Annotated in this window: 20 protein-coding genes and 1 pseudogene; 9 read left to right on the top strand and 12 right to left on the bottom strand. The window is 40.3% G+C overall.

What is annotated here, in order from left to right; translation table 11 throughout:
• Nucleotides 1–102: 102 nt before the first annotated feature.
• The 8 genes and pseudogenes from AC1DOK_RS06485 to AC1DOK_RS06450 all read right to left on the bottom strand — a co-directional run bounded on the left by AC1DOK_RS06485 (nucleotide 103) and on the right by AC1DOK_RS06450 (nucleotide 4,020).
• The gene (locus AC1DOK_RS06485) at nucleotides 103–255 is read right to left on the bottom strand and encodes a hypothetical protein (protein ID WP_477553425.1); all 153 of its coding nucleotides are present in this window, start codon (nucleotides 253–255) and stop codon (nucleotides 103–105) included.
• 205 nt (nucleotides 256–460) lie between these two features.
• A complete protein-coding gene (locus AC1DOK_RS06480; RefSeq protein WP_477553424.1) occupies nucleotides 461–739 on the bottom strand; it encodes a hypothetical protein in 279 nt (92 codons plus the stop codon).
• A 190-nt stretch (nucleotides 740–929) separates the two neighbouring features.
• Entirely contained in the window at nucleotides 930–1,145 is a 216-nt protein-coding gene (locus tag AC1DOK_RS06475) for a hypothetical protein (protein ID WP_477553423.1), read from the bottom strand.
• A 154-nt stretch (nucleotides 1,146–1,299) separates the two neighbouring features.
• Entirely contained in the window at nucleotides 1,300–1,932 is a 633-nt protein-coding gene (locus AC1DOK_RS06470) for a hypothetical protein (protein ID WP_477553422.1), read from the bottom strand.
• A gap of 193 nt (nucleotides 1,933–2,125) precedes the next feature.
• Nucleotides 2,126–2,263 (bottom strand): annotated as a pseudogene (locus tag AC1DOK_RS06465) (FAD-dependent oxidoreductase); the annotation flags it as partial.
• Between the two features lie 119 nt (nucleotides 2,264–2,382).
• Entirely contained in the window at nucleotides 2,383–2,778 is a 396-nt protein-coding gene (locus AC1DOK_RS06460; RefSeq protein WP_477553421.1) for an Rrf2 family transcriptional regulator, read from the bottom strand.
• Between the two features lie 153 nt (nucleotides 2,779–2,931).
• Nucleotides 2,932–3,423: a GNAT family N-acetyltransferase gene (locus AC1DOK_RS06455; RefSeq protein WP_477553420.1), complete on the bottom strand. Its 492-nt coding sequence runs from the start codon at nucleotides 3,421–3,423 to the stop codon at nucleotides 2,932–2,934.
• 12 nt (nucleotides 3,424–3,435) lie between these two features.
• Complete coding sequence (locus AC1DOK_RS06450) at nucleotides 3,436–4,020, bottom strand: DJ-1/PfpI family protein (protein WP_477553419.1); 585 nt, start codon at nucleotides 4,018–4,020, stop codon at nucleotides 3,436–3,438.
• Between the two features lie 137 nt (nucleotides 4,021–4,157).
• On the opposite strand from AC1DOK_RS06450, the gene AC1DOK_RS06445 reads away from it, so the two are divergent.
• Nucleotides 4,158–4,598, top strand: a complete 441-nt coding sequence (locus AC1DOK_RS06445; protein ID WP_477553418.1) for an Lrp/AsnC family transcriptional regulator — start codon at nucleotides 4,158–4,160, stop codon at nucleotides 4,596–4,598.
• Between the two features lie 73 nt (nucleotides 4,599–4,671).
• Here the strand turns inward: AC1DOK_RS06445 and AC1DOK_RS06440 are convergent, their stop codons facing one another.
• The 4 genes from AC1DOK_RS06440 to AC1DOK_RS06425 form a co-directional block, all read right to left on the bottom strand.
• Nucleotides 4,672–5,775: a DegT/DnrJ/EryC1/StrS family aminotransferase gene (locus AC1DOK_RS06440; RefSeq protein WP_477553417.1), complete on the bottom strand. Its 1,104-nt coding sequence runs from the start codon at nucleotides 5,773–5,775 to the stop codon at nucleotides 4,672–4,674.
• Nucleotides 5,776–5,866: 91 nt separating this feature from the next.
• The gene (locus tag AC1DOK_RS06435; RefSeq protein ID WP_477553416.1) at nucleotides 5,867–6,454 is read right to left on the bottom strand and encodes a hypothetical protein; all 588 of its coding nucleotides are present in this window, start codon (nucleotides 6,452–6,454) and stop codon (nucleotides 5,867–5,869) included.
• A gap of 80 nt (nucleotides 6,455–6,534) precedes the next feature.
• Nucleotides 6,535–7,113 (bottom strand): pyridoxamine 5'-phosphate oxidase family protein, encoded by a 579-nt coding sequence (locus AC1DOK_RS06430; protein WP_477553415.1) that lies wholly within the window; start codon nucleotides 7,111–7,113, stop codon nucleotides 6,535–6,537.
• A 59-nt stretch (nucleotides 7,114–7,172) separates the two neighbouring features.
• The gene (locus AC1DOK_RS06425; protein ID WP_477553414.1) at nucleotides 7,173–8,003 is read right to left on the bottom strand and encodes an HAD family hydrolase; all 831 of its coding nucleotides are present in this window, start codon (nucleotides 8,001–8,003) and stop codon (nucleotides 7,173–7,175) included.
• 203 nt (nucleotides 8,004–8,206) lie between these two features.
• On the opposite strand from AC1DOK_RS06425, the gene AC1DOK_RS06420 reads away from it, so the two are divergent.
• The 8 genes from AC1DOK_RS06420 (at nucleotide 8,207) to AC1DOK_RS06385 (ending at nucleotide 20,522) form a co-directional block, all read left to right on the top strand.
• The gene (locus tag AC1DOK_RS06420; protein WP_477553413.1) at nucleotides 8,207–9,355 is read left to right on the top strand and encodes a glucose-1-phosphate adenylyltransferase; all 1,149 of its coding nucleotides are present in this window, start codon (nucleotides 8,207–8,209) and stop codon (nucleotides 9,353–9,355) included.
• 5 nt (nucleotides 9,356–9,360) lie between these two features.
• Nucleotides 9,361–10,467, top strand: coding sequence for a glucose-1-phosphate adenylyltransferase subunit GlgD (glgD, locus tag AC1DOK_RS06415; protein ID WP_477553412.1), 1,107 nt, complete (start codon nucleotides 9,361–9,363; stop codon nucleotides 10,465–10,467).
• Entirely contained in the window at nucleotides 10,464–11,903 is a 1,440-nt protein-coding gene (gene glgA / locus AC1DOK_RS06410) for a glycogen synthase GlgA (protein WP_477553411.1), read from the top strand. Before glgD ends, glgA begins: the two co-directional genes overlap by 4 nt.
• A 10-nt stretch (nucleotides 11,904–11,913) precedes the next feature.
• Nucleotides 11,914–14,367, top strand: a complete 2,454-nt coding sequence (locus AC1DOK_RS06405) for a glycogen/starch/alpha-glucan phosphorylase (RefSeq protein WP_477553410.1) — start codon at nucleotides 11,914–11,916, stop codon at nucleotides 14,365–14,367.
• 27 nt (nucleotides 14,368–14,394) lie between these two features.
• Nucleotides 14,395–16,386: a 1,4-alpha-glucan branching protein GlgB gene (gene glgB, locus AC1DOK_RS06400; protein ID WP_477553409.1), complete on the top strand. Its 1,992-nt coding sequence runs from the start codon at nucleotides 14,395–14,397 to the stop codon at nucleotides 16,384–16,386.
• A 211-nt stretch (nucleotides 16,387–16,597) separates the two neighbouring features.
• Nucleotides 16,598–18,202 (top strand): spore germination protein, encoded by a 1,605-nt coding sequence (locus AC1DOK_RS06395; RefSeq protein WP_477553408.1) that lies wholly within the window; start codon nucleotides 16,598–16,600, stop codon nucleotides 18,200–18,202.
• A gap of 6 nt (nucleotides 18,203–18,208) precedes the next feature.
• Nucleotides 18,209–19,411 carry a Ger(x)C family spore germination protein gene (locus AC1DOK_RS06390; RefSeq protein WP_477553407.1) on the top strand — a complete coding sequence of 401 codons (1,203 nt, stop codon included), beginning with the start codon at nucleotides 18,209–18,211 and terminating at the stop codon, nucleotides 19,409–19,411.
• 1 nt (nucleotide 19,412) lies between these two features.
• The gene (locus tag AC1DOK_RS06385; RefSeq protein WP_477553406.1) at nucleotides 19,413–20,522 is read left to right on the top strand and encodes a GerAB/ArcD/ProY family transporter; all 1,110 of its coding nucleotides are present in this window, start codon (nucleotides 19,413–19,415) and stop codon (nucleotides 20,520–20,522) included.
• Nucleotide 20,523: the final 1 nt, after the last annotated feature.

Genomic DNA, 20,523 nt, shown 5'->3' with positions numbered 1-20,523 from the left:
GCCTCCTGATAGTCCACACGATCAGTAAGATTCTCCTCAATATAGCTTAAAGATTTGTTCAGTTGCGCCAGCATATCCATGATTATCGCCTCCCCTCGTTACTTAAAGCATAGCAGAGAAGGTAATTCCCTTCCCGACATTTAGTGCACAATCCTGCAGGGTCTTTTGATGGTCGTAGGACATCCCCTTTAACTTTGCGTCAATATACCCTGTATCAGGCAGTTGTAACATGATTGATTCACAACTTAATCTCATGATTGTAGACCTCCAAATATCACAATCCTCAGGAGCTAATTTTACCATGACGATTCGTGACTTATTAAAGAAAACTGCCCGTTACTTCAGTAAAGAAAAAGGATCGCCTTACTGCTCGGCAGCAGGCGATCCTTTTTAAGTAACGTGTCCCGTTAGCTTAATGACCAATGAAACGCAACTTACATTTGATCAATGATTACCATCATTATTTTGCACCATATTTCCCTTGGCTGTCCGCTCTCACATAACTACCATCTTCCAACTGTATTGCAATTGATTTTTCCATATCAATGTTCTGAATATCATAATATTTCGTTCCTACTGGAAATTTATTAGAAAAATTTCCAGTGTAAGTTCCTTCATTGTCAGAATAATAGGTAACTTCCCCAATTTCCTTCACAATGTTAGTTACTTTCTCAGAGGTAACTACATAGATGTAACCATCATAAACTACAAATTCATATGCCCATGATGCTGTTGACATTGTTGTTGTCTCAGAATTCTTTGTTTGTTGGGAAACGCATCCAGATAAAATGGTTAAGCATAAGCATAACGAAACTAACATGTTAAGTATTTTCATACTGAATCACCCCGCTATAATTGACGATAGAAATATTTTATTGTTGCATGATATATTGAGCAATCCTGCCCGTTAGCTTAATACCTCATGAACCTCACTTTGATTTTGACGGATGTTTTATACTTAACAGGTTCACCTTTTTTTCTAAGGATGTGTATTCGTAACTCGCCAGATACTCATGATTTTCTTCAATAAGATTCCAAGTATTCTCATCATCAATTGTTATTTTAAATTGTTGTTTTGATTTAGAGAATGGGTCAGTTGTGGTTATCCAGTATTCCTTTTCTGTTATCCCCTTATTAGTAATCATCAAATATGACGTTGTGATTGATTTTGTTGTTGAGCTGCATCCTGCCATCAACACTAGAATGAGTAAGTAAAAGCATCACTGAATTAAACTACCCTTCACTTGAACAAAGGGCTACCAGTCCGCAGCCCTATCATTATTAAACTATCATGTTCTGTTAACTTAACTTTTCGATTTCAACTCTAATGATCGTTTTCCATGTTTCAGGTAGATGACATCTCATTGCTGGTGTGAGATATATTTCTCTTCGGTTTCCCTTCACTAGGTACCCTTGCTCCTCAACGTAATTATTGATTTTCTGAAGAGTTATCTGAGTATCACCATAATGTCCGACATGTAGTTTTTGTGCACATAGAACGGAATCCTTCCCTATAAACTTAGTTTCTGGGATTGTTTGTCCACGTAGATTCTTTGCCACACGGTATTTCGCCTCTTCATACATTTCCACAGTAATACAATCTGGGATCTGCATCATTTGAGTAACAGAGTATTTCTGATCCTCTTTTAATTCGTGCCAGATGATTTCGGGTGGCATCAGCTTAAATTTGTATCCCAATGTCTTCTTTGCAGTCTGCTTTAACTGATTCACAATTTTACATACGATCCACTGTTCATCTAAAGGTTCTGGGCGGCCTGCCCAATTCATATGGAATGCTGTGTTCATTTCCTGAGAAACATATTGCAAATTAGGAATCTGTTGAATATGTACAGGGCCTGGTTTCACTGCGTAAACTTGAGGATATACCTTACGATTATCATTCGTAATTAGCTTCACTTGTGCAATATCCAAGTCATTGCCTCCCTAAGATATGATGGGATTTTTATCCAACTCTATTATATAGTATGATAGTTAGTTATGAAATCCTTATTCATATAAATAATTCGTGATTCCTGCCCCCTACCTAAACAGGCTACCAATGTGATCGGCAGCCTGTTGTTATTGTATTATCGTCTCCTTTACACCAGTCGCCAAGATCAGTTTGACCATAGGATGCATGCGTAACAGCATTTCTGGGCTGATTGTTGTCAAACAATGCTACACTCCGTCTTGCCCTGCTAAGCACTAGGGCTGCATTCAACCCAGAGGGTCCACCACCAATAATGGCACAATCGTAAATCATGAAGCTCATCTCCTTTAAGTCAGATATCAAAGACTAATTATATCTATGATAAAGCGAAAAAAAATCGCTTTTTATACGTAGTGAACCCTACTCTTCTTATTTATATATATTGGCTCACCTTAAACTTGCGTTGCTTTTTTCAGGTCCACTAACTTCGTATTTTTGAGATGCTGCTCCATCTTCTCTTCAGCTATCTTCATGACGGATTGAATCGTACATTCATCACCGTGGACAAAATTACATTCAAATAACGAAGCCGTACCCTCAATAGCATGGATAATATCCAAAAATGTAATGTCGTCTATGTTGCGAGATAGCCTGTATCCTCCGTTGGCTCCGGAAACCGATTCGATCATCCCTGCCTTCACAAGCCGCGTTAATATTTTGGATAGATAGGTTGGTGAAACACCTTGCGATTCCGCCAATTGCTGGACGCCTACCAGCTTAACAGGCGAAGATTCAATGAGCATAAGCATGGTGTGCAGTGCATAATTTGTTGCCTTTGTAAACTTCATGGTTTCACCTCAATTAAAGAGTTAACGGGTATATAATATCCCTATATTTACTAGTATGTCAAGTTGCATTTTGGTTTCTACACTTAGATTGGATGCGAATAACAGACCAAAAGGACCTTCAACAGGTCCTTTTCTGCCATCTTTCACTTGTAGTTAGTTCAATGACTTGCTCATATTATAATCCGTAATCATGTAACCTGATTTTTCATATAATTTCAGAGCTTTGGGATTGTTACCAAACACGTGTAACGATATTTTATCCGCTCCGAGTTCTCTCGCAACAACGTCCAATGCGGCCATCGTTTGTTTGCCATATCCCTGACTCTGGAAAGCCTCATAAATTAATATATCGTATAGGAATGCCGATTTTCCATAAGGGTGTTCCGAAATTTGTATCCAGACATACCCTACGGATTGCTCTGAGTCACATATGGAATAAAGATAGGCTCCCTTTGTCTCTAGTCCTTCCGGCAATAAGCGCTGGAATGATTCTTCCGACAATCGTGTGGCTTCTTCTTCTCTCCATGCGCCATTCATGACTTTGTCCGCCGCATAATCCAATACAGATCGGGATAAGAAACGATCATATTCATCTCTATTCATTCTATTAAGCTTCACCATTTCTTTTCCTCTTTTACTTATCATATTTTTATTATCCTATATAAATCCCATCAGTTCTTTGACTCGATTCGTGTTAGATTCTGAAGTTAGTTTCGCTAATAGAATAAAAGCAACCTCGAATCCTGTACTCGGATTAGCTGATGTAATGATATGATCCTCTACGACGATAAGCTGATCTTGAACAAGAGCACCATACTCTTTAAGCTGACCTCTTCGTATACTGGTCGGGTGATTGTATGTAGTTGCTTGGCGATCAACTAGAATACCAGCTCGTCCTAGAGCTAGTGCCGCCACACAGATGCTCGCAATTGGTTTATGTCCCTCATGAAAATGCCTTATGACATCCAAGAATTTATCGTCATATGCATCTTGATAGAACCCTGTTTCTTCAAAGCCTCCCGGAATTGCAAGTGCATCAAATTCATCCAAATCAAGCTCCGATACAAGCTTCTCTGGGATTACAGTAAAATTCCATGTACAGGATAACTTCGGATGCAACCCAGCTGTCACGACTTCCGTCGTGCCATCCCCTTCGAACTTATTCCATCCAAGGACGTCTGTAAATACACTTGCTTCAACAGCTTCAAATCCATTTGCTAACAATAACAGTACTTTTTTCATTTTACCATCTCCTTGTAGAAGATTATAGTAAACTTAAATGGAGATTGGGATACATAAGATAAGCTTATTCATCAAAATTTCTTTACTTAATCAGGTATTTATTCAATAATAAATAATTATTGAAGGTAGGTGTTAGAGTGGATCATATCGATCGTCAAATCATTCATGAACTACAGCTAAATGCCAAAATATCAATGAAGGATCTCGCGAATAAAGTATTCTTATCCTCCCCTGCAACGATTGAACGAGTTAGAAAGCTTGAAGAAAACGGAATCATTACAGGATATAGGGCCGTCATTGATCGCGACAAATTAAACAAATCCATTACTGCAATTGTGTTGTTCGAGACTACAAAATGCAAAGAACTATATGCATTCTGCCAAAGTCATCCAGATGTACTCGAATGCTATCGTGTTGCCGGTCAAATCAGCTATATTGCAAAGGTATGCACCGAATCAGTACACACCTTAGAACAATTTATCGATGAATCGATGGTATTCGGAACCCCATCGACAAATATCGTTCTATCCTCACATGAACATATGGAATTCAAATTATCTGAAACAAAACATGCTTAGATAACAAGAAGAAACGGCTTCGCCGACCTTATAGGACGGAAGGAACCGCCAAATACCTAGTTTCCTTCACCTTTTATTCTAGTGCTTGTTTAATAGTTTCAGTAACTCTTACTTGCTTTTCATATTCAATTTGAGGCCAAATGGGTAGCGATAATACTTCTTTCGCTGCCTCTTCCGTATGCTGCAAATGCAATTCCATGTGTTTATACATTGGAAACTGGTATACAGGGACGGGATAACAGATCATTGAAGTTATATTTTGTTCTGCAAGCATCTCATGAACAAGATCGCGCTTCCCCTCTTGTACACGAATCGTGTATTGATGATAGACATGCTTACCATAAGAGGCTTCAAAAGGTAGTACGATTCCCTTCACATCACGTAATAATTCATTATAGTGAAGAGCCACCGCATGTCTCATCCGATTCCATTGATCAAGACAAGGAAGCTTCAGTCTTAAAATAGCCGCTTGCAATTCATCTAACCTCGAATTATAGCCAATTAATTCATTATGGTATCTCTTACGAGAGCCATGAACTCTAAGCATACGGGCTGTTTCTGCCATCGTATCACTAGCGGTTGTTATTAAGCCCCCATCGCCATAAGCTCCGAGATTTTTAGTTGGAAAGAATGAATAGCAGCCAATTTCACCAAAGGAACCTAGCTTCTTTCCTCTATACTCACCGCCAAATGCTTGTGCGACATCTTCAATAACAATCAGATTATGATAAGAGCATAGATCAAGAAGTGGCTTCATATGTACCGACTGACCGAATAAATGCACCGGAATAACTGCTTTTGTTCTAGGAGTGATTACTTGTTCAATCGCATGATGATCCAAATTCAAGGTTTGCGGATCGATATCAACAAATACGGGAGTCGCACCCACAAGACTAATCGCCTCTGCAGTTGCAAAAAAAGTAAATGAAGTCGTTATAACCTCATCTCCATCTCCAATTCCAGCAGCCCTCAAACCGATAACAAGTGCATCTGTCCCTGAATTAACAGCTATTGCATGCTTTACGCCCAAGTAGGCAGCCGCTTCTTGTTCAAATGCCGTCACATGAGGTCCCATAATGAAGTGGCCAGACCGTAGAACCTGCCCAATCGCTACTTGCAGCTCATCCCATAATTCATCAATCTCTGGTTTTAAATCTAATATTGGAATTGAATTCACTCACTATTCCCTCCGAATCGTCTGCTGTGCTAGGCTGCAAATCAGACTACATGCCTAATGTAGATGTATTCACGATAAGAGAATGGTATGCTCAGCGTTTTCTAATTGCTCGTAGCCATAGCCATCCAGCTACTAGACATAAAGCAAACAATGCAATAAATAGCAGGATAGAGCTATTCGTAGAACTAGGTTCTAATAAGGAAAAATTATCCACCGGCTCCTTACCCGCTCCCAGATAACTTAGATCTGCAGATGCCTGAGACAGTAGCACTGTTCCTGAACAAAGTCCCGATTCAAGCGATTTCCCTTCGTTTTCGTATGCATATACCAAATACTCATCATTTATATTGAATTCATATCCACAGCTAGCTGAGCTTTCGGCAGTTGTTAGGGTGACTTTCTTCGTTGCAGGGCCTTTCCAAATCTCCGACACCACGAATGTCACTTCTACTGGATCAGCACTAGATTTAAAAATCGAAAAATTAGAATTTTTGATATTTACTACTTTGCCAGCAAATACAGCATCCTTCTTCGCAAAATTCTCCTCTACGGAAGTTATCGCTGCACATGAGCATGCATAAGCTGGACTAGCCGGCTTCATTAACATCACCACACTGAATATCAATACCAGGACAATAACAATACTTATGTTTCGTTTCAACCATCCTATGGCAAACATACCCCCGCCTCCTTTGTATACATCCATCTATACAAAGTAAACGTTCGGATGAACGATTATGTTTCGGATTACTTGGCTGTTTACTTTGCTTCTTCTTGTTCTTCACCGATTGCTCGACCAATTGGCGTCAACAAGCCATCCATGCTAATCGTATTTTTTTCTTGATGATAGGTTTTGAGTCCCTCCTCACCCTTCTTAACAGCCCACTGCTTGAGCGTATCCCGTTCGCCTTCGTATTGATAGAATGGAACACTGAAACCACAAGATGTTTTGACTGCATGTAACTTGGCATAAATGATTTGACGTGCACCTGGAATCAGGTCAAAATGACCAATTAATTCTTCCCATCTTGGAGTTCCAGATAGGATCACTTCACCTTTGCCATATAAACGAAGTATCATAGGTGAGCCTTCATAGGCCATAAACAGAATAGTGATTCTGCCATTCTCATCCATGTGAGCACTTGTTTCATTACCACTGCCTGTTAAGTCTAAATAAGCCACTTCTGTAGATGATAGTATACGCAGTACATCATGACCTTTGGGTGAAATGTTAACATGACCTTCCACATCTAGTGGAGCTGAGCCGACAAAAAATATTTTTTGCTTCTTGATAAACTCTTCATGCACTGGAAGTATTTCTGAAAATAACTTTCCCACGTAAATCCCCCTAATTATTTGTAACTTTACGAACGTTTGTTATGTGAAACTGCTTACTCTTATTGCTCTCGTAGCAAAAACTTCACTACACTATCTTCCTCATTCGAACCAATCACATGTGTGGCAACAGCCTTTAATCCTTCGACTGCATTGGCAACCGCAATGGAACGCGCAGCCATAGTGAATAGCTTATAATCATTCATTTCATCACCAAACACAGTTAAATCATCTACCTTATAACCAAATTGGTCCATAATTTGTTCGATTGCTTGATCTTTAGTAGCCTTCTTATGATGAATTGTGAGCCAGTACCAGCCCTTCGTATAATAGCTTTCATAGAAATAGATCTCCACTTCACCAGCGTATCTTTGGTGCAGCTCATCATAAATATCTTGAAGAGCCTCCTTGGTATCTATAATCGTAAAACAGACGATTTCCTCACCTATTGTTCTTCTGAGATTGTGACGATAGGTTAATCGCTTATCTCCAGCTTGAAGTCGATCTTGATAGTACCAATTCATGCCTTCATTCAGAACTTCAGAGTAATATAAACAATCATCCTGACCATTATAACTAGAAACGAAATAACCGGCATGATGCCGATCCAGTAGTAAGAACAGTTCAACGACAAGTGAGGGAGCAATTGCATTAATGATTTGATGCTGTCCCGTATGATAGTCCGTTACAAAAGCCCCATTGAATTCAACAATAGGTAAACGAAAATCAACATCCCCTAATATACGTTGCATCGCAACTACACTACGTGCACTTGCTACTGTGAAGTGCATACCACTCGCTAATAGTTGATTCAAATTATGTTGGCTAAATTCAGATAATCTCCCATTGTTATGTAATAGTGTTCCATCCAAATCAGAAACATATAGCTTCATCATAAGCCCTCCCTGTTATCTGAAATTTCATTTTATTATAACTTGTATGCATGCTACTACCAATACACTCATAGGCTAAATAGTAACACAATTTTAGAAAAATTTTACAAGGCGGTGTTGCCGTATCACTTGTAAGATTCTTTTTTGCTTTCCGTATTTACTCGAACAAGAATTCTATTTCAATAACCTCGGGGGACAAACGTATGAAGAAAAAAGAAATTGTCGCTATGCTGTTAGCAGGTGGTCAAGGTACAAGATTGAAGTCGTTAACGAAGAAAGTGGCTAAGCCAGCTGTCTACTTTGGAGGGAATTATCGAATTATTGATTTTACTCTCAGTAATTGTTCAAATTCTGGCATAGATACAGTTGGTGTGCTGACTCAATATGAACCACTCGTCTTACACTCTTATATTGGTATTGGAAGTGATTGGGGTTTAGACCGCAAAACTGGAGGAATTTATGTATTGCCCCCTCACGAGAAACAAGATGGAAGTAATTGGTACCATGGAACAGCCGATGCCATCTATCGGAATATGACCTTCATCGAACAATTTGATCCTGATCATGTCCTTATTCTTTCAGGGGATCATATCTACAAAATGGACTATGCGGATATGCTTCAGGCTCATAAAGACAAGGATGCAGACTGTACAATCTCTGTCATTGAAGTTCCCCTTCATGAAGCGAGTCGGTTTGGCATTATGAATACGGATGAAGATTTACGAATATACGAATTTGAAGAAAAACCTGCAAACCCTAAGAATAACTTGGCTTCTATGGGCGTTTACCTATTTAAATGGAAGGTTCTCAAGCAATATTTATTGCAAGATCAGCAGAATCCCGCTTCAGCCAAAGATTTTGGTAAGAATATTATCCCGATGATGGTTGATGATGAGCTGAGCGTTTTCGCCTATGCCTTTAATGGATATTGGAAAGATGTAGGAACGATTGAAAGTCTATGGCAGGCTAATATGGACTTATTATCTGACGACCCTCCTCTTAATTTGAATGATCCCAAATGGCGTATTTACACACGTAACCCCAATCAAGCGCCACATTATATGGGTTCTAGTGCTTCCGTTACGAATTCAATTATCAATGAAGGCTGTTCTATTTATGGTGAAGTCAATCAATCCGTGCTGTTCTACGGGGTAGAAATTGGTGAAGGAAGTGTCATTACGGAATCCATCCTAATGCCCAAGGTCAAAATCGGACGTAATGTACGCATACACAAAGCCATCATTAGTGAGAAAGTCGTCATTGAAGATGACACCATTATTCATCCCGATCAATCAGGATCGAATGAAATATCCCTTATTAGCAATGAAATAGAGATGATAAAGAAAAGGTGATCGCCATGCAACAACTTATGGGAATTATTAATCTAGACCATGAGCTCGATCAATTAAATGAATTGACTTACTTCCGCTGTGGTGCAGCAGTGCCATTCGCTGGACGATACCGTTTAATTGATTTTGTGCTATCAAACATGGTTCATGCTCAAATTAATGACATTGCTCTCTTCGTAAGACGTAAGTATCGTTCCTTGTTAGATCATTTAGGAGAAGGTAAGCCTTGGGATCTCGCACATAAACGTGGTGGATTATTCGTATTACCGCCAGATTGGCATGACCCAACAGATACTTCGCGTGGCGATTTACAACATTTTCACAATAACATGGATTTCTTCCACCGAGGCTCCGCTAATTACATTGTACATACAGGTAGTCAACATATTTGTACAATCGATTTTCAAGATGTATTTCGTTATCATCAGCAGCAAGGAGCAGATGTAACCCTCGTGTACACCAAGGTACCCCAGCTAGAGGAGCAGCATGCTTCCTGTATTCGACTTGAAATCGATGAAGAAACAGGGCAAGTTCACAATATCCATCATGAGCTTAATCATCCGAATGTGTATATGGAGACGTTCATTATAGAGAAGAGCTTATTTATCGAGTTAGTTCAGCGCTGCATCGCGCATGGTCAGAGCTTCTTTTTTCGGGATGCCATTCAGCGTAATAAACAAAACCTCAAGATCGCAGCTTATGAATATACGGGTTACCATGCAATCATCAATTCCGTCCAAAGCTACTACCGCACTAGCCTCGATTTATTAAATCAAGAGAACTATCAGCAGCTATTCAAGCCCAAAATGATCCACACCAAGATCAAATACGAACCACCTGCTAGATATCTGGGTCATGCGCAGGTCAGTAACTCTCTCATTTCTAATGGGTGTGTTATTGAAGGAATTGTGGAGAATAGTATTCTATTTCGCGGGGTTAAAGTGCATAAGGGAGCCATTATAAAGAATGCAATTATCATGCAAAAATGTGAGATTGACTCTAACACCCTACTTGAAAATGTCATTATGGATAAAGAGGTACATATTACGTCTAACCGCATGCTGATTGGTGATGTTAAGAAGCCATTCATGATCGCCAAAAGACATGTTCTATGAAAGTACTATTCATAGCAACAGAATGTACCCCTTTTATCAAAACGGGCGGATTAGCAGATGTGATTGGCGCCCTTCCCCAAGCTTTGGAGAAAGAGAACGTCGAAGTTCGAGTGATGTTACCCAAGTACGTGGATATACCTACGAATTATAAGGAACAGATGAAGCTCATCACAGTTCTAAATATAACTTTAGGTTGGCGGAATCAGTATTGTGGATTGTGGCAGCTTAAGCATGATCACATCACATACTATTTCATAGACAATGAATATTATTTCAAAAGATCCAGTCTATATGGGCATGGAGACGATGCGGAACGATTTGCATTCTTTAATCGTGCGGTCATGGAACTACTGCCTTATCTCGACTTTCAACCCGATATTCTTCACGCTAACGATTGGCATGCTGGACTTATTAGTTTGTATTTACAAGATTTTTATCGATTTCAGCCCTTTTATCAGAATATGCGATCGATCTTCACCATCCATAATCTCATGTATCAAGGCATTTATCCCCCCAATATTCTAGGAGATCTTTTGGGACTCGGCTCTGAATATTTAGCTGTAGATAAAATGGAGTATTTCGGACAAGTGAATTTCATGAAGGCAGCCTTACAATATGCGGATCGGATAACAACGGTTAGTCCCTCTTATGCGGAAGAAATACAAACTGCCTATTATGGTGAACACTTAGACGGTTTACTTCGTAAGCGTAGCGCTGACCTTTATGGCATTATCAATGGAATTGATATTGAGAATTATAATCCGTTAACGGACCGCCATCTCGTCGTCAACTATAGTCATTCCGAAAGCAAGAAGCAGGCTAATAAAGTGAAGATGCAAGAAATGCTACACTTGCCTGTGAATGCCCAAATTCCGATGATCGCTATCGTCTCCCGCCTCGTTGAGCAAAAAGGATTCGATCTTGTAGCACATATTCTAGATGAAATAGTGACTCTTGATATGCAGCTTATCATTCTAGGAACTGGCGAATATAAATATGAACAATTATTCCGAGAAGCAGCCCATAAGTATCCTGATAAAATATCGGCTCTCATTACCTTTAATGAGGGACTTAGCCACCAAATTTATGCCAGCAGCGATTTGTTTCTGATGCCATCCAGATTTGAGCCTTGTGGTATAGGGCAATTAATTGCACTCAGGTATGGATCAGCACCCATCGTGCGCGAAACTGGCGGATTGAAGGACACGATCAAATCCTTTAATGAGTATACACGTGAAGGAAATGGATTTACATTTACGAACTTTAATGCCCATGATTTATTACATACTATCCACTATGCTCTCCACCAGTATCATGATAAAAACAATTGGAATACGATAAAGCAGAACATCCAGAAATCGAGCTACAGCTGGCAGCAATCTGCTAAGGCTTACAAAGAGCTTTATCTCTCAACCCTCGTGAATCATGATTTGTAGGAGGCGCAACTTGTTTAATAGCAAATCAACATTCAAACAAGCTTTTGTAGACAATATCGTGAATAAGCTGGGAAAGCCAATTGAAGAGGCATCAAATCTCGACATTTATCAAGTATTGGGACATCTAATTCGTGAATCCATCGGTAAAGATTGGGTCGATACAAATAAAGAATATCTAGAACATCAGGAGAAGCAAGTCTACTATTTCTCAATGGAATTCTTAATAGGTCGCTTACTTGGAAATAATTTACTAAATCTTGGTACACTAAATCTTGTCCGTGAAGGCTTACAGGAGCTAGGCTTTAGCTTAGAGGATATTGAAGAACAGGAAACAGACGCAGGACTTGGAAACGGTGGCTTAGGAAGACTTGCTGCTTGCTTTCTTGATTCCTTAGCCTCTATGCAATATCCAGGTCATGGCTGTGGTATTCGTTATAAATATGGGCTTTTCGAACAAAAAATCATTGATGGCTACCAAGCTGAGTTACCTGATTACTGGCTGCAAAAGGATTATGTATGGGAAGTACGTCGCTCGGACAAAAAGATAGGTATCAAGTTCGGCGGATACGTGGAATCCTATGAGCGCAGCGGTAGAATGATCTATGAGCATCGAGATTATGAACATGTATGGGCCGTTCCCTATGATATACCTGTTATTGGCTACCATTATCACAATGTTAACACCTTACGACTGTGGAGTGCAGAGTCTAGTTTAGATCAATCAACGCGGATGAACGCTGCAGATCAAGACTATTACAAGTACTTAAATTATAGTCGGACGGTCGAATCCATTTCTGAGTTTCTATATCCTAATGATACGGAATATGAAGGTAAACGACTTCGACTTAAGCAGCAATATTTCTTATGCTCGGCGGGTCTACAAAGCATTCTGCGCACCTTTGACAAGAGTCAATTATCTTATCAAGCGTTATCCAGTAAAGTTGCCATACACATCAATGATACTCACCCTACTCTACTCATTCCTGAATTAATGCGGATCTTAATTGATGATAAGGGTTTAAGCTGGGACAATGCTTGGGATATTACAACACAGACTGTGTCCTATACCAATCATACTACTTTAAGCGAAGCGCTTGAGAAATGGCCCGTGTCAATGGTCAAAGAGCTGCTCCCTCGCATCTATATGATTATTGAAGAGATCAATGAGCGGTTCTGTCGTTTTCTATGGACTAAGTACCCAGGTCAGTTCAATCGTATTGCCCAAATGGCAATCATCGCAGATGGTCAAGTTAAAATGGCTCACTTAGCAATTGTCGGAAGTTATAGTATCAATGGGGTTGCGGAGCTTCATACCCAAATCCTGAAGGAGCGGGAAATGAAGCTGTTCTACGAGGTTTTTCCTAAACGTTTCAATAATAAAACGAATGGCATTACCCATCGCAGATGGCTTATGCATGCGAATCCGGATCTCTCCAGCTTAATACGCGAAGCCATTGGTGACCGGTGGATTGCACAGCCGCATAAGCTCATTGAGCTCCTACCATATCGCAATGACAAGGCTTTCCAGCAACGATTAGAGGCCATAAAACAAGGGAATAAAGAGAAGCTAGCCACTTATATACAATATAAGCATGACATCCGAGTAGATTCTAACTCCATATTTGATGTACTTGTAAAACGAATGCATGGGTATAAACGGCAATTACTGAATGTTCTTCATATCATGCACCTATATAATCGAATCAAGGATAATCCAGACATCGATCTCGTGCCTCGGACATTTATTTTTGGAGCCAAAGCAGCACCTAGCTATTATTTAGCCAAGAAGGTTATTAAACTCATCCATGTTGTAGCGAATACCATTAACCGAGATCCCGTGGTCAGCCAGAAAATTAAAATTGTCTTTATGGAAAATTACGGTGTTTCCCTTGCGGAGAAGATCATTCCTGCAACGGATATAAGCGAACAAATTTCTACTGCTAGTAAAGAGGCTTCTGGAACAAGCAATATGAAATTTATGATGAACGGAGCACTGACAATTGCTACATTAGATGGTGCCAATGTCGAAATGCATAATCTAATTGGTTCAGATCCTATGTTCATCTTTGGACTAAGTGCTGCAGAAGTTCTTCACTACAATCAATTTGGCGGGTATTCTGCACAGCAGACCTATAACAATGATGCTCGGATTAAGCAAGTCATGGATCAACTCATTCAATCGAGCCCATTCGTACAATCCTCTTCCGAATTCCTGGATATATACAATTCTATCCTAGGGTGTAATGATGAATTTTACCTACTCAAAGATTTTGATAGCTATGCGACTGCACATCAGCGGATTGACGCTGCCTATCGTAATCCAAGTGAATGGCTGCAGAACAGTATTATCAATATCGCTCATTCGGGTAAATTCGCTAGTGATCGGACGATTACCGAGTATGCAAAGGAAATATGGGATACTCATCCTGTTCCAGTTCATGTACACAGAGTCCATTCTTCTTAACAATTCCGACGGAAGGAAGCCTAAATGATGCCGATGAAGCCATATAACCTTCAATCACCCGATCATTTATTAAGCGAATATGACCTATATCTATATCATCAAGGTAATCTAAATCACAGCTATCGTATGTTAGGTGCTCATCTAATTGAAGTAGATGGTTTAACTGGTGTTCGTTTTGCCACTTGGGCTCCCCATGCTCACCGCGTATCAGTAGTTGGTAATTTTAATGAATGGGATGCGATTACGCATCCCATGAAACATATTAATAAGGAGGGTATTTGGGTAACCTTTATACCCGGCATTACCTCTCTCGCCATCTATAAATACCACATTATAACCCAAGAAGGTACAAGCTTAATTAAAGCTGATCCATACGCTTTCTATGCTGAGCTTAGACCGCTAACCGCTTCAGTCGTCTATCCTTTAGACGAATATGAATGGCAGGATGAGGATTGGCAATCCGCTCATAAGAATAAACAAGTGTACCAAGAACCAATGAACATTTATGAGGTTCATCTGAGTTCATGGAAGCATACAGCCGAAGGCTCCTTCTATACCTATAGAGAACTAGCCACTCAGCTAGTTGATTATGTCGTGAAGATGGGTTACACACATATTGAGATTTTACCGATTACCGAACATCCATACGACCGTTCATGGGGTTATCAAAGCACGGGATATTATGCGGTGACAAGCCGTTATGGCACTCCTGATGATTTTAAATACTTGGTAGATCGCTGTCACCAAGCAGGAATCGCCGTTATACTCGACTGGGTACCAGGACATTTTTGCAAAGATGATCATGGACTTAGGCAGTTTGATGGGATGCCTTTATACGAATATGAAGATTCTCAGAAAGCTGAGAAACGGGACTGGGGTACACTCAGCTTTGATTTTGGTAAGACTGAAGTGCAAAGCTTCCTTATCTCAAACATTATTTTCTGGATGGAGCAATTTCACATAGATGGCATTCGTGTAGATGCTGTCGCTAGTATGCTGTACCTAGATTTCGGCAAAAAAGACGGAGAATGGTCACCCAATGTGCTGGGAGGTCGTGAAAACTTAGAAGCCATCGCTTTCTTGAAGAAGCTAAATGAAGCTGTGTTTAGCCACTTTCCTCATGCCCTTATGATGGCTGAAGAATCGACGGACTTTCCTCTAACCACATCCCCTACCTATCTAGGTGGACTAGGCTTTAATTACAAGTGGAATATGGGCTGGATGAACGATATGCTTCGCTATATGGCCATTGATCCGAGCAATCGGAAGTGGCATCATCAGAAAATTACATTCTCATTCCTGTATGCTTTCTCGGAAAATTTCGTCCTTCCCCTCTCACATGATGAGGTTGTGCACGGTAAACGGTCACTCTTAAATCGAATGCCAGGCGATTACTGGCAGAAGTTCGCTAATCTTCGGGTACTGTTAGGTTATATGATCACTCATCCCGGCAAGAAGCTTCTATTTATGGGTGGCGAATTCGGTCAGTTCGATGAATGGAAGGATTTAGAGGATATTGATTGGGAGTTGCTCGACTTTGATATGCACAAAAAAATGCATAACTATGTGCAGGAGCTCAATCATTTTTATTTAGAGGAAACTGCACTTTGGGAGCTTGATCATGAGCATCAAGGGTTTACTTGGATTGATGCGGATAATAGTGATCAAAGTATTATTATTTTCACTCGCAACTCTCTTGCTGATAAAGAACGACTAATCGTACTCTGTAATTTCACCCCCACTTACTATCCAGAATATAGAGTTGGCGTGCCTGCCAAAGGAACCTACAAGGAAGTGTTTAATAGCGACCATCAGCACTATGGCGGATCGGGCAAACGAAATGCGGGTAAACGTCAAGCCAAATCCATTCCCTTACATAAGCAACCTTATCACATTACAATTTCCGTTCCTCCGCTCTCGATTATCATTTTGAAACACACTATTATGAATCAAATCATAGAAAATGAGGATCCGTTTTTTAAATTTTCGACTCCGCATCATATAACGATAGACAATTAAACCGCCTGAGGGCGGTTTTCTTTTGGCCAAAAATCAACAATAGGATTTAACACAGTCAAAAAGTTCTATTTCCATTTGAAGTCGAGAATCGAAATATGATCAATTGGTTAATAAAGTATATGTGATACTTAAAGGGGAGATAATATATCGAACTCAGAAATACCATGATCAACCAAGACCATATTCCATAACAAGAGAGGGATAAAAATAGATGGCATATTTCAAGAAACTATTAAAGAAAATATCTCATCGCCCTTCGATCGAACAAACCAATCAATGTAAGGTATCCCATGAAGAATTATTAAAAGCAAACCTCCAGGAAAATATCCAATACATAAAAAATAGGCTTGGAAATAGCAACGATATTGTGATCAGGGAAATTCAGATTGGAACAGAACATCGAATTAAAATATGCCTTTTCTATACGGACGGATTGACGGATTCCAAGTCCGTTCAGGACTTTATTATGGAATCACTCATGGCCCCTACCCCTACAACCCAACTGGATCAAATGATATCGTCTGAACAGAACGCCTTAAAGGTCTTGAAAAACCAGATACTTACTGTCGGGGGGATCGAGGATGTAACGGAGTTTAGTTCTTTGTTTACATCCATGTTATCAGGAGATGTTATCCTTTTATTGGATGGGTATACACAAGGTTTCACCATCAGTATGCGTGGATGGAAGGATCGTGGTGTAACAGAATCTACCACGGAAACCGTCATCCGGGGACCAAAGGAAAGTTTCACCGAAAACTTGCGGACCAATACCGCGTTAGTCCGCCGAAAAATAAAAGACCCCAATCTTTGGCTGGAAACGAAAAAAATCGGCAGAGTGACGAAAACCGATGTGGCGATTATGTATATTAATGGTATTGTAAATGACAAAATTGTGGAAGAAGTGCATCAACGCTTGGATCGAATCGATATCGATGGAATATTGGAAAGCGGTTATATTGAGGAGTTGATCCAAGATGAAACGTACACACCTTTTCCAACGATATATCATTCAGAACGCCCGGATGTGATTGCCGCTGAACTTTTGGAAGGGAAAGTTGCCATATTAGTGGATGGGACACCGATTGTTTTGGTTGTCCCGGCATTGCTTATCACTTTTATACAGGCTGCAGAGGATTATTATCAGCGTGCGGACATTAGCACACTCATTCGTATACTTCGTTTTTTCTCGGTTGTTATTGCTTTGCTGGGACAATCCCTATATATCGCCATCACCACATTTCATCAGGAAATGTTACCCACAGATATGCTAATCAGCTTAGCTGCTCAACGGGAAGGCGTTCCGATCCCTGCGTTCATCGAAGCACTTGGGATGGAAGTGACATTTGAAATATTGCGTGAGGCTGGCTTAAGAATGCCCAAGCCCATAGCGCAAGCAGTCTCCATTGTGGGAACGTTGGTAATTGGTACTGCGGCGGTTGAGGCTGGAATCATATCCGCTGCCATGGTAGTCGTCGTCGCAATCACAGCGATTTGCACCTTTGTGCTTCCTGCCTACGACATGTCCATGTCCTTTAGAATGCTCCGGTTCCCAGTAATGGCACTTGCCGCTTCCTTCGGTTTGTTTGGGATTATCATCGCGATCATTGCGATTATTCTTCACTTGTGCAGCCTGCGTACTTTTGGGATTCCCTATTTGAGTCCCTTTGCTCCTTTTGATCTTGAGGGGCAAAAGGATTCGGTTCTTCGGTTCCCCATTTGGGCAATGTTTTCCCGCCCTCGGCTCGCCAATCGGAAAAATAGAATACGCGAACAAAATAATCCCCCGGAACCTCCGCGGGATAAAACGGGTGGTTGACCTGCTATGCTAAAAAGAGCCTTACTTTTCTTATTAGTCACCTCACTGATATTCGTTGCCGGTTGCTGGAATAGCAAGGAATTGAATACACTGGCTATTGCTGTAGGTATGGGGATTGATAAAAATGGGGATCAATACAAAGTTTCCGTGCAAGTCGTGGAGCCGGGTGAAGTCGCAGGAAAAAAAGGAGGCGGCAAGACGCCGGTAATCCTGTTTCAAGCGACATCAACCAATATACTTGAAGCACTTCGTAAAATAACAACGGAAAGCCCACGAAAAGTTTATATGTCCCATCTTCGAATACTGGTCTTTGGCGAATCATTGGCCCGAGAAGGAATTGGTAAAGTGCTGGATTTTATATCGAGAGACCATGAAATGCGACAAGACTTTTTTATTGTTGTAGCAAGACAAACGACTGCCGAAAATACGCTAAAAGTATTGACTCACCTCGAAAAAATCCCTGCTTTCAAATTGTTTTCTACGTTGAGGACATCGCAGGATACATGGGCACCTACGACGACGGTTACATTAGATAAATTAATATCCGAGATCGTAAGCGAAGGATCACAACCTGTGTTAACAGGTCTTCGTATCGATGGAGAACAAGAAACAAGTGGAGACATGAAAAATGTACTATCCATCGATTCTCCCATGAAATTGAGGTATTCGGGAATGGCAGTATTTAATGGAGATAAGCAAATTGGTTGGTTGAACGAAGATGAAGGCGCCACGTACACTTTTGTTAATAACAAGGTTAAAAGTACGGTTGGTTCTATATCTTGTCCCCACGGGGAAGGAAGAGTTACGTTCGAAGTCATTCGCTCTAAAACGAAAGTCTACGGCAGCGTAAGCGATGAACAACCTAAAATCGATATCGAAATACGACCGGAAGTAAATTTAGCGGAGGTACAATGTGCGCTGGATCTGACAAAGACTGAAACGATTGACAAATTGGAGAAATTGGTAAATCAGAAGTTGGAAAATTATGTTATAACAAATATAAAAAAGGTGCAAAAAGATTTTAAAGTTGATATTTTTGGATTTGGCGAGGTTATTCATCGGTCGGAGCCGAAGGCATGGAAAAGATTGAAACATAACTGGGACCAAACCTTTATAAATATGCCGGTAACCGTAAAGGTTACTCATCAGATTCGGCATTTGGGTACAATATTCAATTCGAATCTGGAAGAGATAGAAAAAATGAAATGAGGTGAAGACGATTCTAGAGAAGGGTATAATTAGTATTCGCCAATTTATCCTGCTAGTGGCGCTCATTACCATTGGTGATTCGATTTTGGTATTACCTTCGATTCCCGCTTACGAAGCAAATCGAGATGCATGGATATCCGGACTGATTGGACTTATGGCAGGTTTGTTGGTCGTGACTATTTGCAGTATGGCAGGCAAACTCTATCCTCATTTGACCTTGGTTGAATCTATTCAAAAAATTCTAGGCAATTGGGTCGGGTCATTAGTATCTCTAATGTTCCTAGCCTACCCCTTTCTCTCTGCTGCCACGCATTTAAGGGAGATGGGGGACTTTATGACAACCGAAATCATGCCAGAGACTCCAATACAAGCGATTCTAATCTTAGCGACATGTATTATTGTCATGGCGGTACGTCTGGGCCTTGAGGTTATTGGACGTGCGGGGGAGATTTTCTTTCCCTGGGTCATCGTTTTTTTTCTCATATTGACTATTTTTCTACTTCCTCAAATCGAGATTGATAAAATAAAGCCGGTTCTTGAGAATGGGCTGAAGCCTGTATTGCGTGGGTCTCTTACCTTTACTGCCTTTCCCTTTATGGAACTTGTCGTTTTTTTGATGATATTTCCTAATGTTAAACAAGCTAATAAGATACATAAAGGCTTTTTACAAGGTGCATTGCTCGGAGGAATTGTATTAGTTATCCTTATGGTTATGTCCCTGCTTGTGCTTGGCGCAGATCAGACTGCGAGAAGCATATATCCCGCTTATTCTTTAGCTCGGAAGGTGCGTATCGGTCTCTATTTAGAACGAGTTGAAGTCATGTTAACGCTTATGTGGAATCTAACAATCTTTTTTAAAATTGCTTTTTATTTTTATGTTTTCAATCTAGGGTTAGCACAATTGTTAAAGCTCAAAGAATATCGGGTATTAGTCTTACCTACAGCCCTGACCATGATCGCACTTGCATTGTCCATTGCTCCAAATACCACCTATTTCTATAAGGTAATTGCAAAATACTGGCCATTTTTCGACTTAACCTATGCTGTCTTTCTACCTTTGTTATTGTTAGGGGTCTATTATATACGAAAAAGATTCAAGGGCTTGGAGTAAA

The sequence above is a fragment of the Paenibacillus sp. P5_B5 genome, from assembly GCF_056400365.1.
This window is presented reverse-complemented; position numbering and strand designations above follow the sequence as displayed.

Excerpts from the sequence above, each read along its gene's own strand:
- AC1DOK_RS06475 (WP_477553423.1), bottom strand. The coding sequence starts at position 1,145 with ATGATTACTAATAAGGGGATAACAGAAAAGGAATACTGGATAACCACA.
- AC1DOK_RS06420 (WP_477553413.1), top strand. The coding sequence starts at position 8,207 with ATGAAGAAAAAAGAAATTGTCGCTATGCTGTTAGCAGGTGGTCAAGGT.
- AC1DOK_RS06460 (WP_477553421.1), bottom strand. The coding sequence starts at position 2,778 with ATGAAGTTTACAAAGGCAACAAATTATGCACTGCACACCATGCTTATG.
- AC1DOK_RS06425 (WP_477553414.1), bottom strand. The coding sequence starts at position 8,003 with ATGAAGCTATATGTTTCTGATTTGGATGGAACACTATTACATAACAAT.
- AC1DOK_RS06390 (WP_477553407.1), top strand. The coding sequence starts at position 18,209 with ATGCTAAAAAGAGCCTTACTTTTCTTATTAGTCACCTCACTGATATTC.
- AC1DOK_RS06450 (WP_477553419.1), bottom strand. The coding sequence starts at position 4,020 with ATGAAAAAAGTACTGTTATTGTTAGCAAATGGATTTGAAGCTGTTGAA.
- AC1DOK_RS06395 (WP_477553408.1), top strand. The coding sequence starts at position 16,598 with ATGGCATATTTCAAGAAACTATTAAAGAAAATATCTCATCGCCCTTCG.
- AC1DOK_RS06485 (WP_477553425.1), bottom strand. The coding sequence starts at position 255 with ATGAGATTAAGTTGTGAATCAATCATGTTACAACTGCCTGATACAGGG.
- glgB (WP_477553409.1), top strand. The coding sequence starts at position 14,395 with ATGCCGATGAAGCCATATAACCTTCAATCACCCGATCATTTATTAAGC.
- AC1DOK_RS06480 (WP_477553424.1), bottom strand. The coding sequence starts at position 739 with ATGTCAACAGCATCATGGGCATATGAATTTGTAGTTTATGATGGTTAC.
- glgD (WP_477553412.1), top strand. The coding sequence starts at position 9,361 with ATGCAACAACTTATGGGAATTATTAATCTAGACCATGAGCTCGATCAA.
- AC1DOK_RS06455 (WP_477553420.1), bottom strand. The coding sequence starts at position 3,423 with ATGATAAGTAAAAGAGGAAAAGAAATGGTGAAGCTTAATAGAATGAAT.
- AC1DOK_RS06435 (WP_477553416.1), bottom strand. The coding sequence starts at position 6,454 with ATGTTTGCCATAGGATGGTTGAAACGAAACATAAGTATTGTTATTGTC.
- glgA (WP_477553411.1), top strand. The coding sequence starts at position 10,464 with ATGAAAGTACTATTCATAGCAACAGAATGTACCCCTTTTATCAAAACG.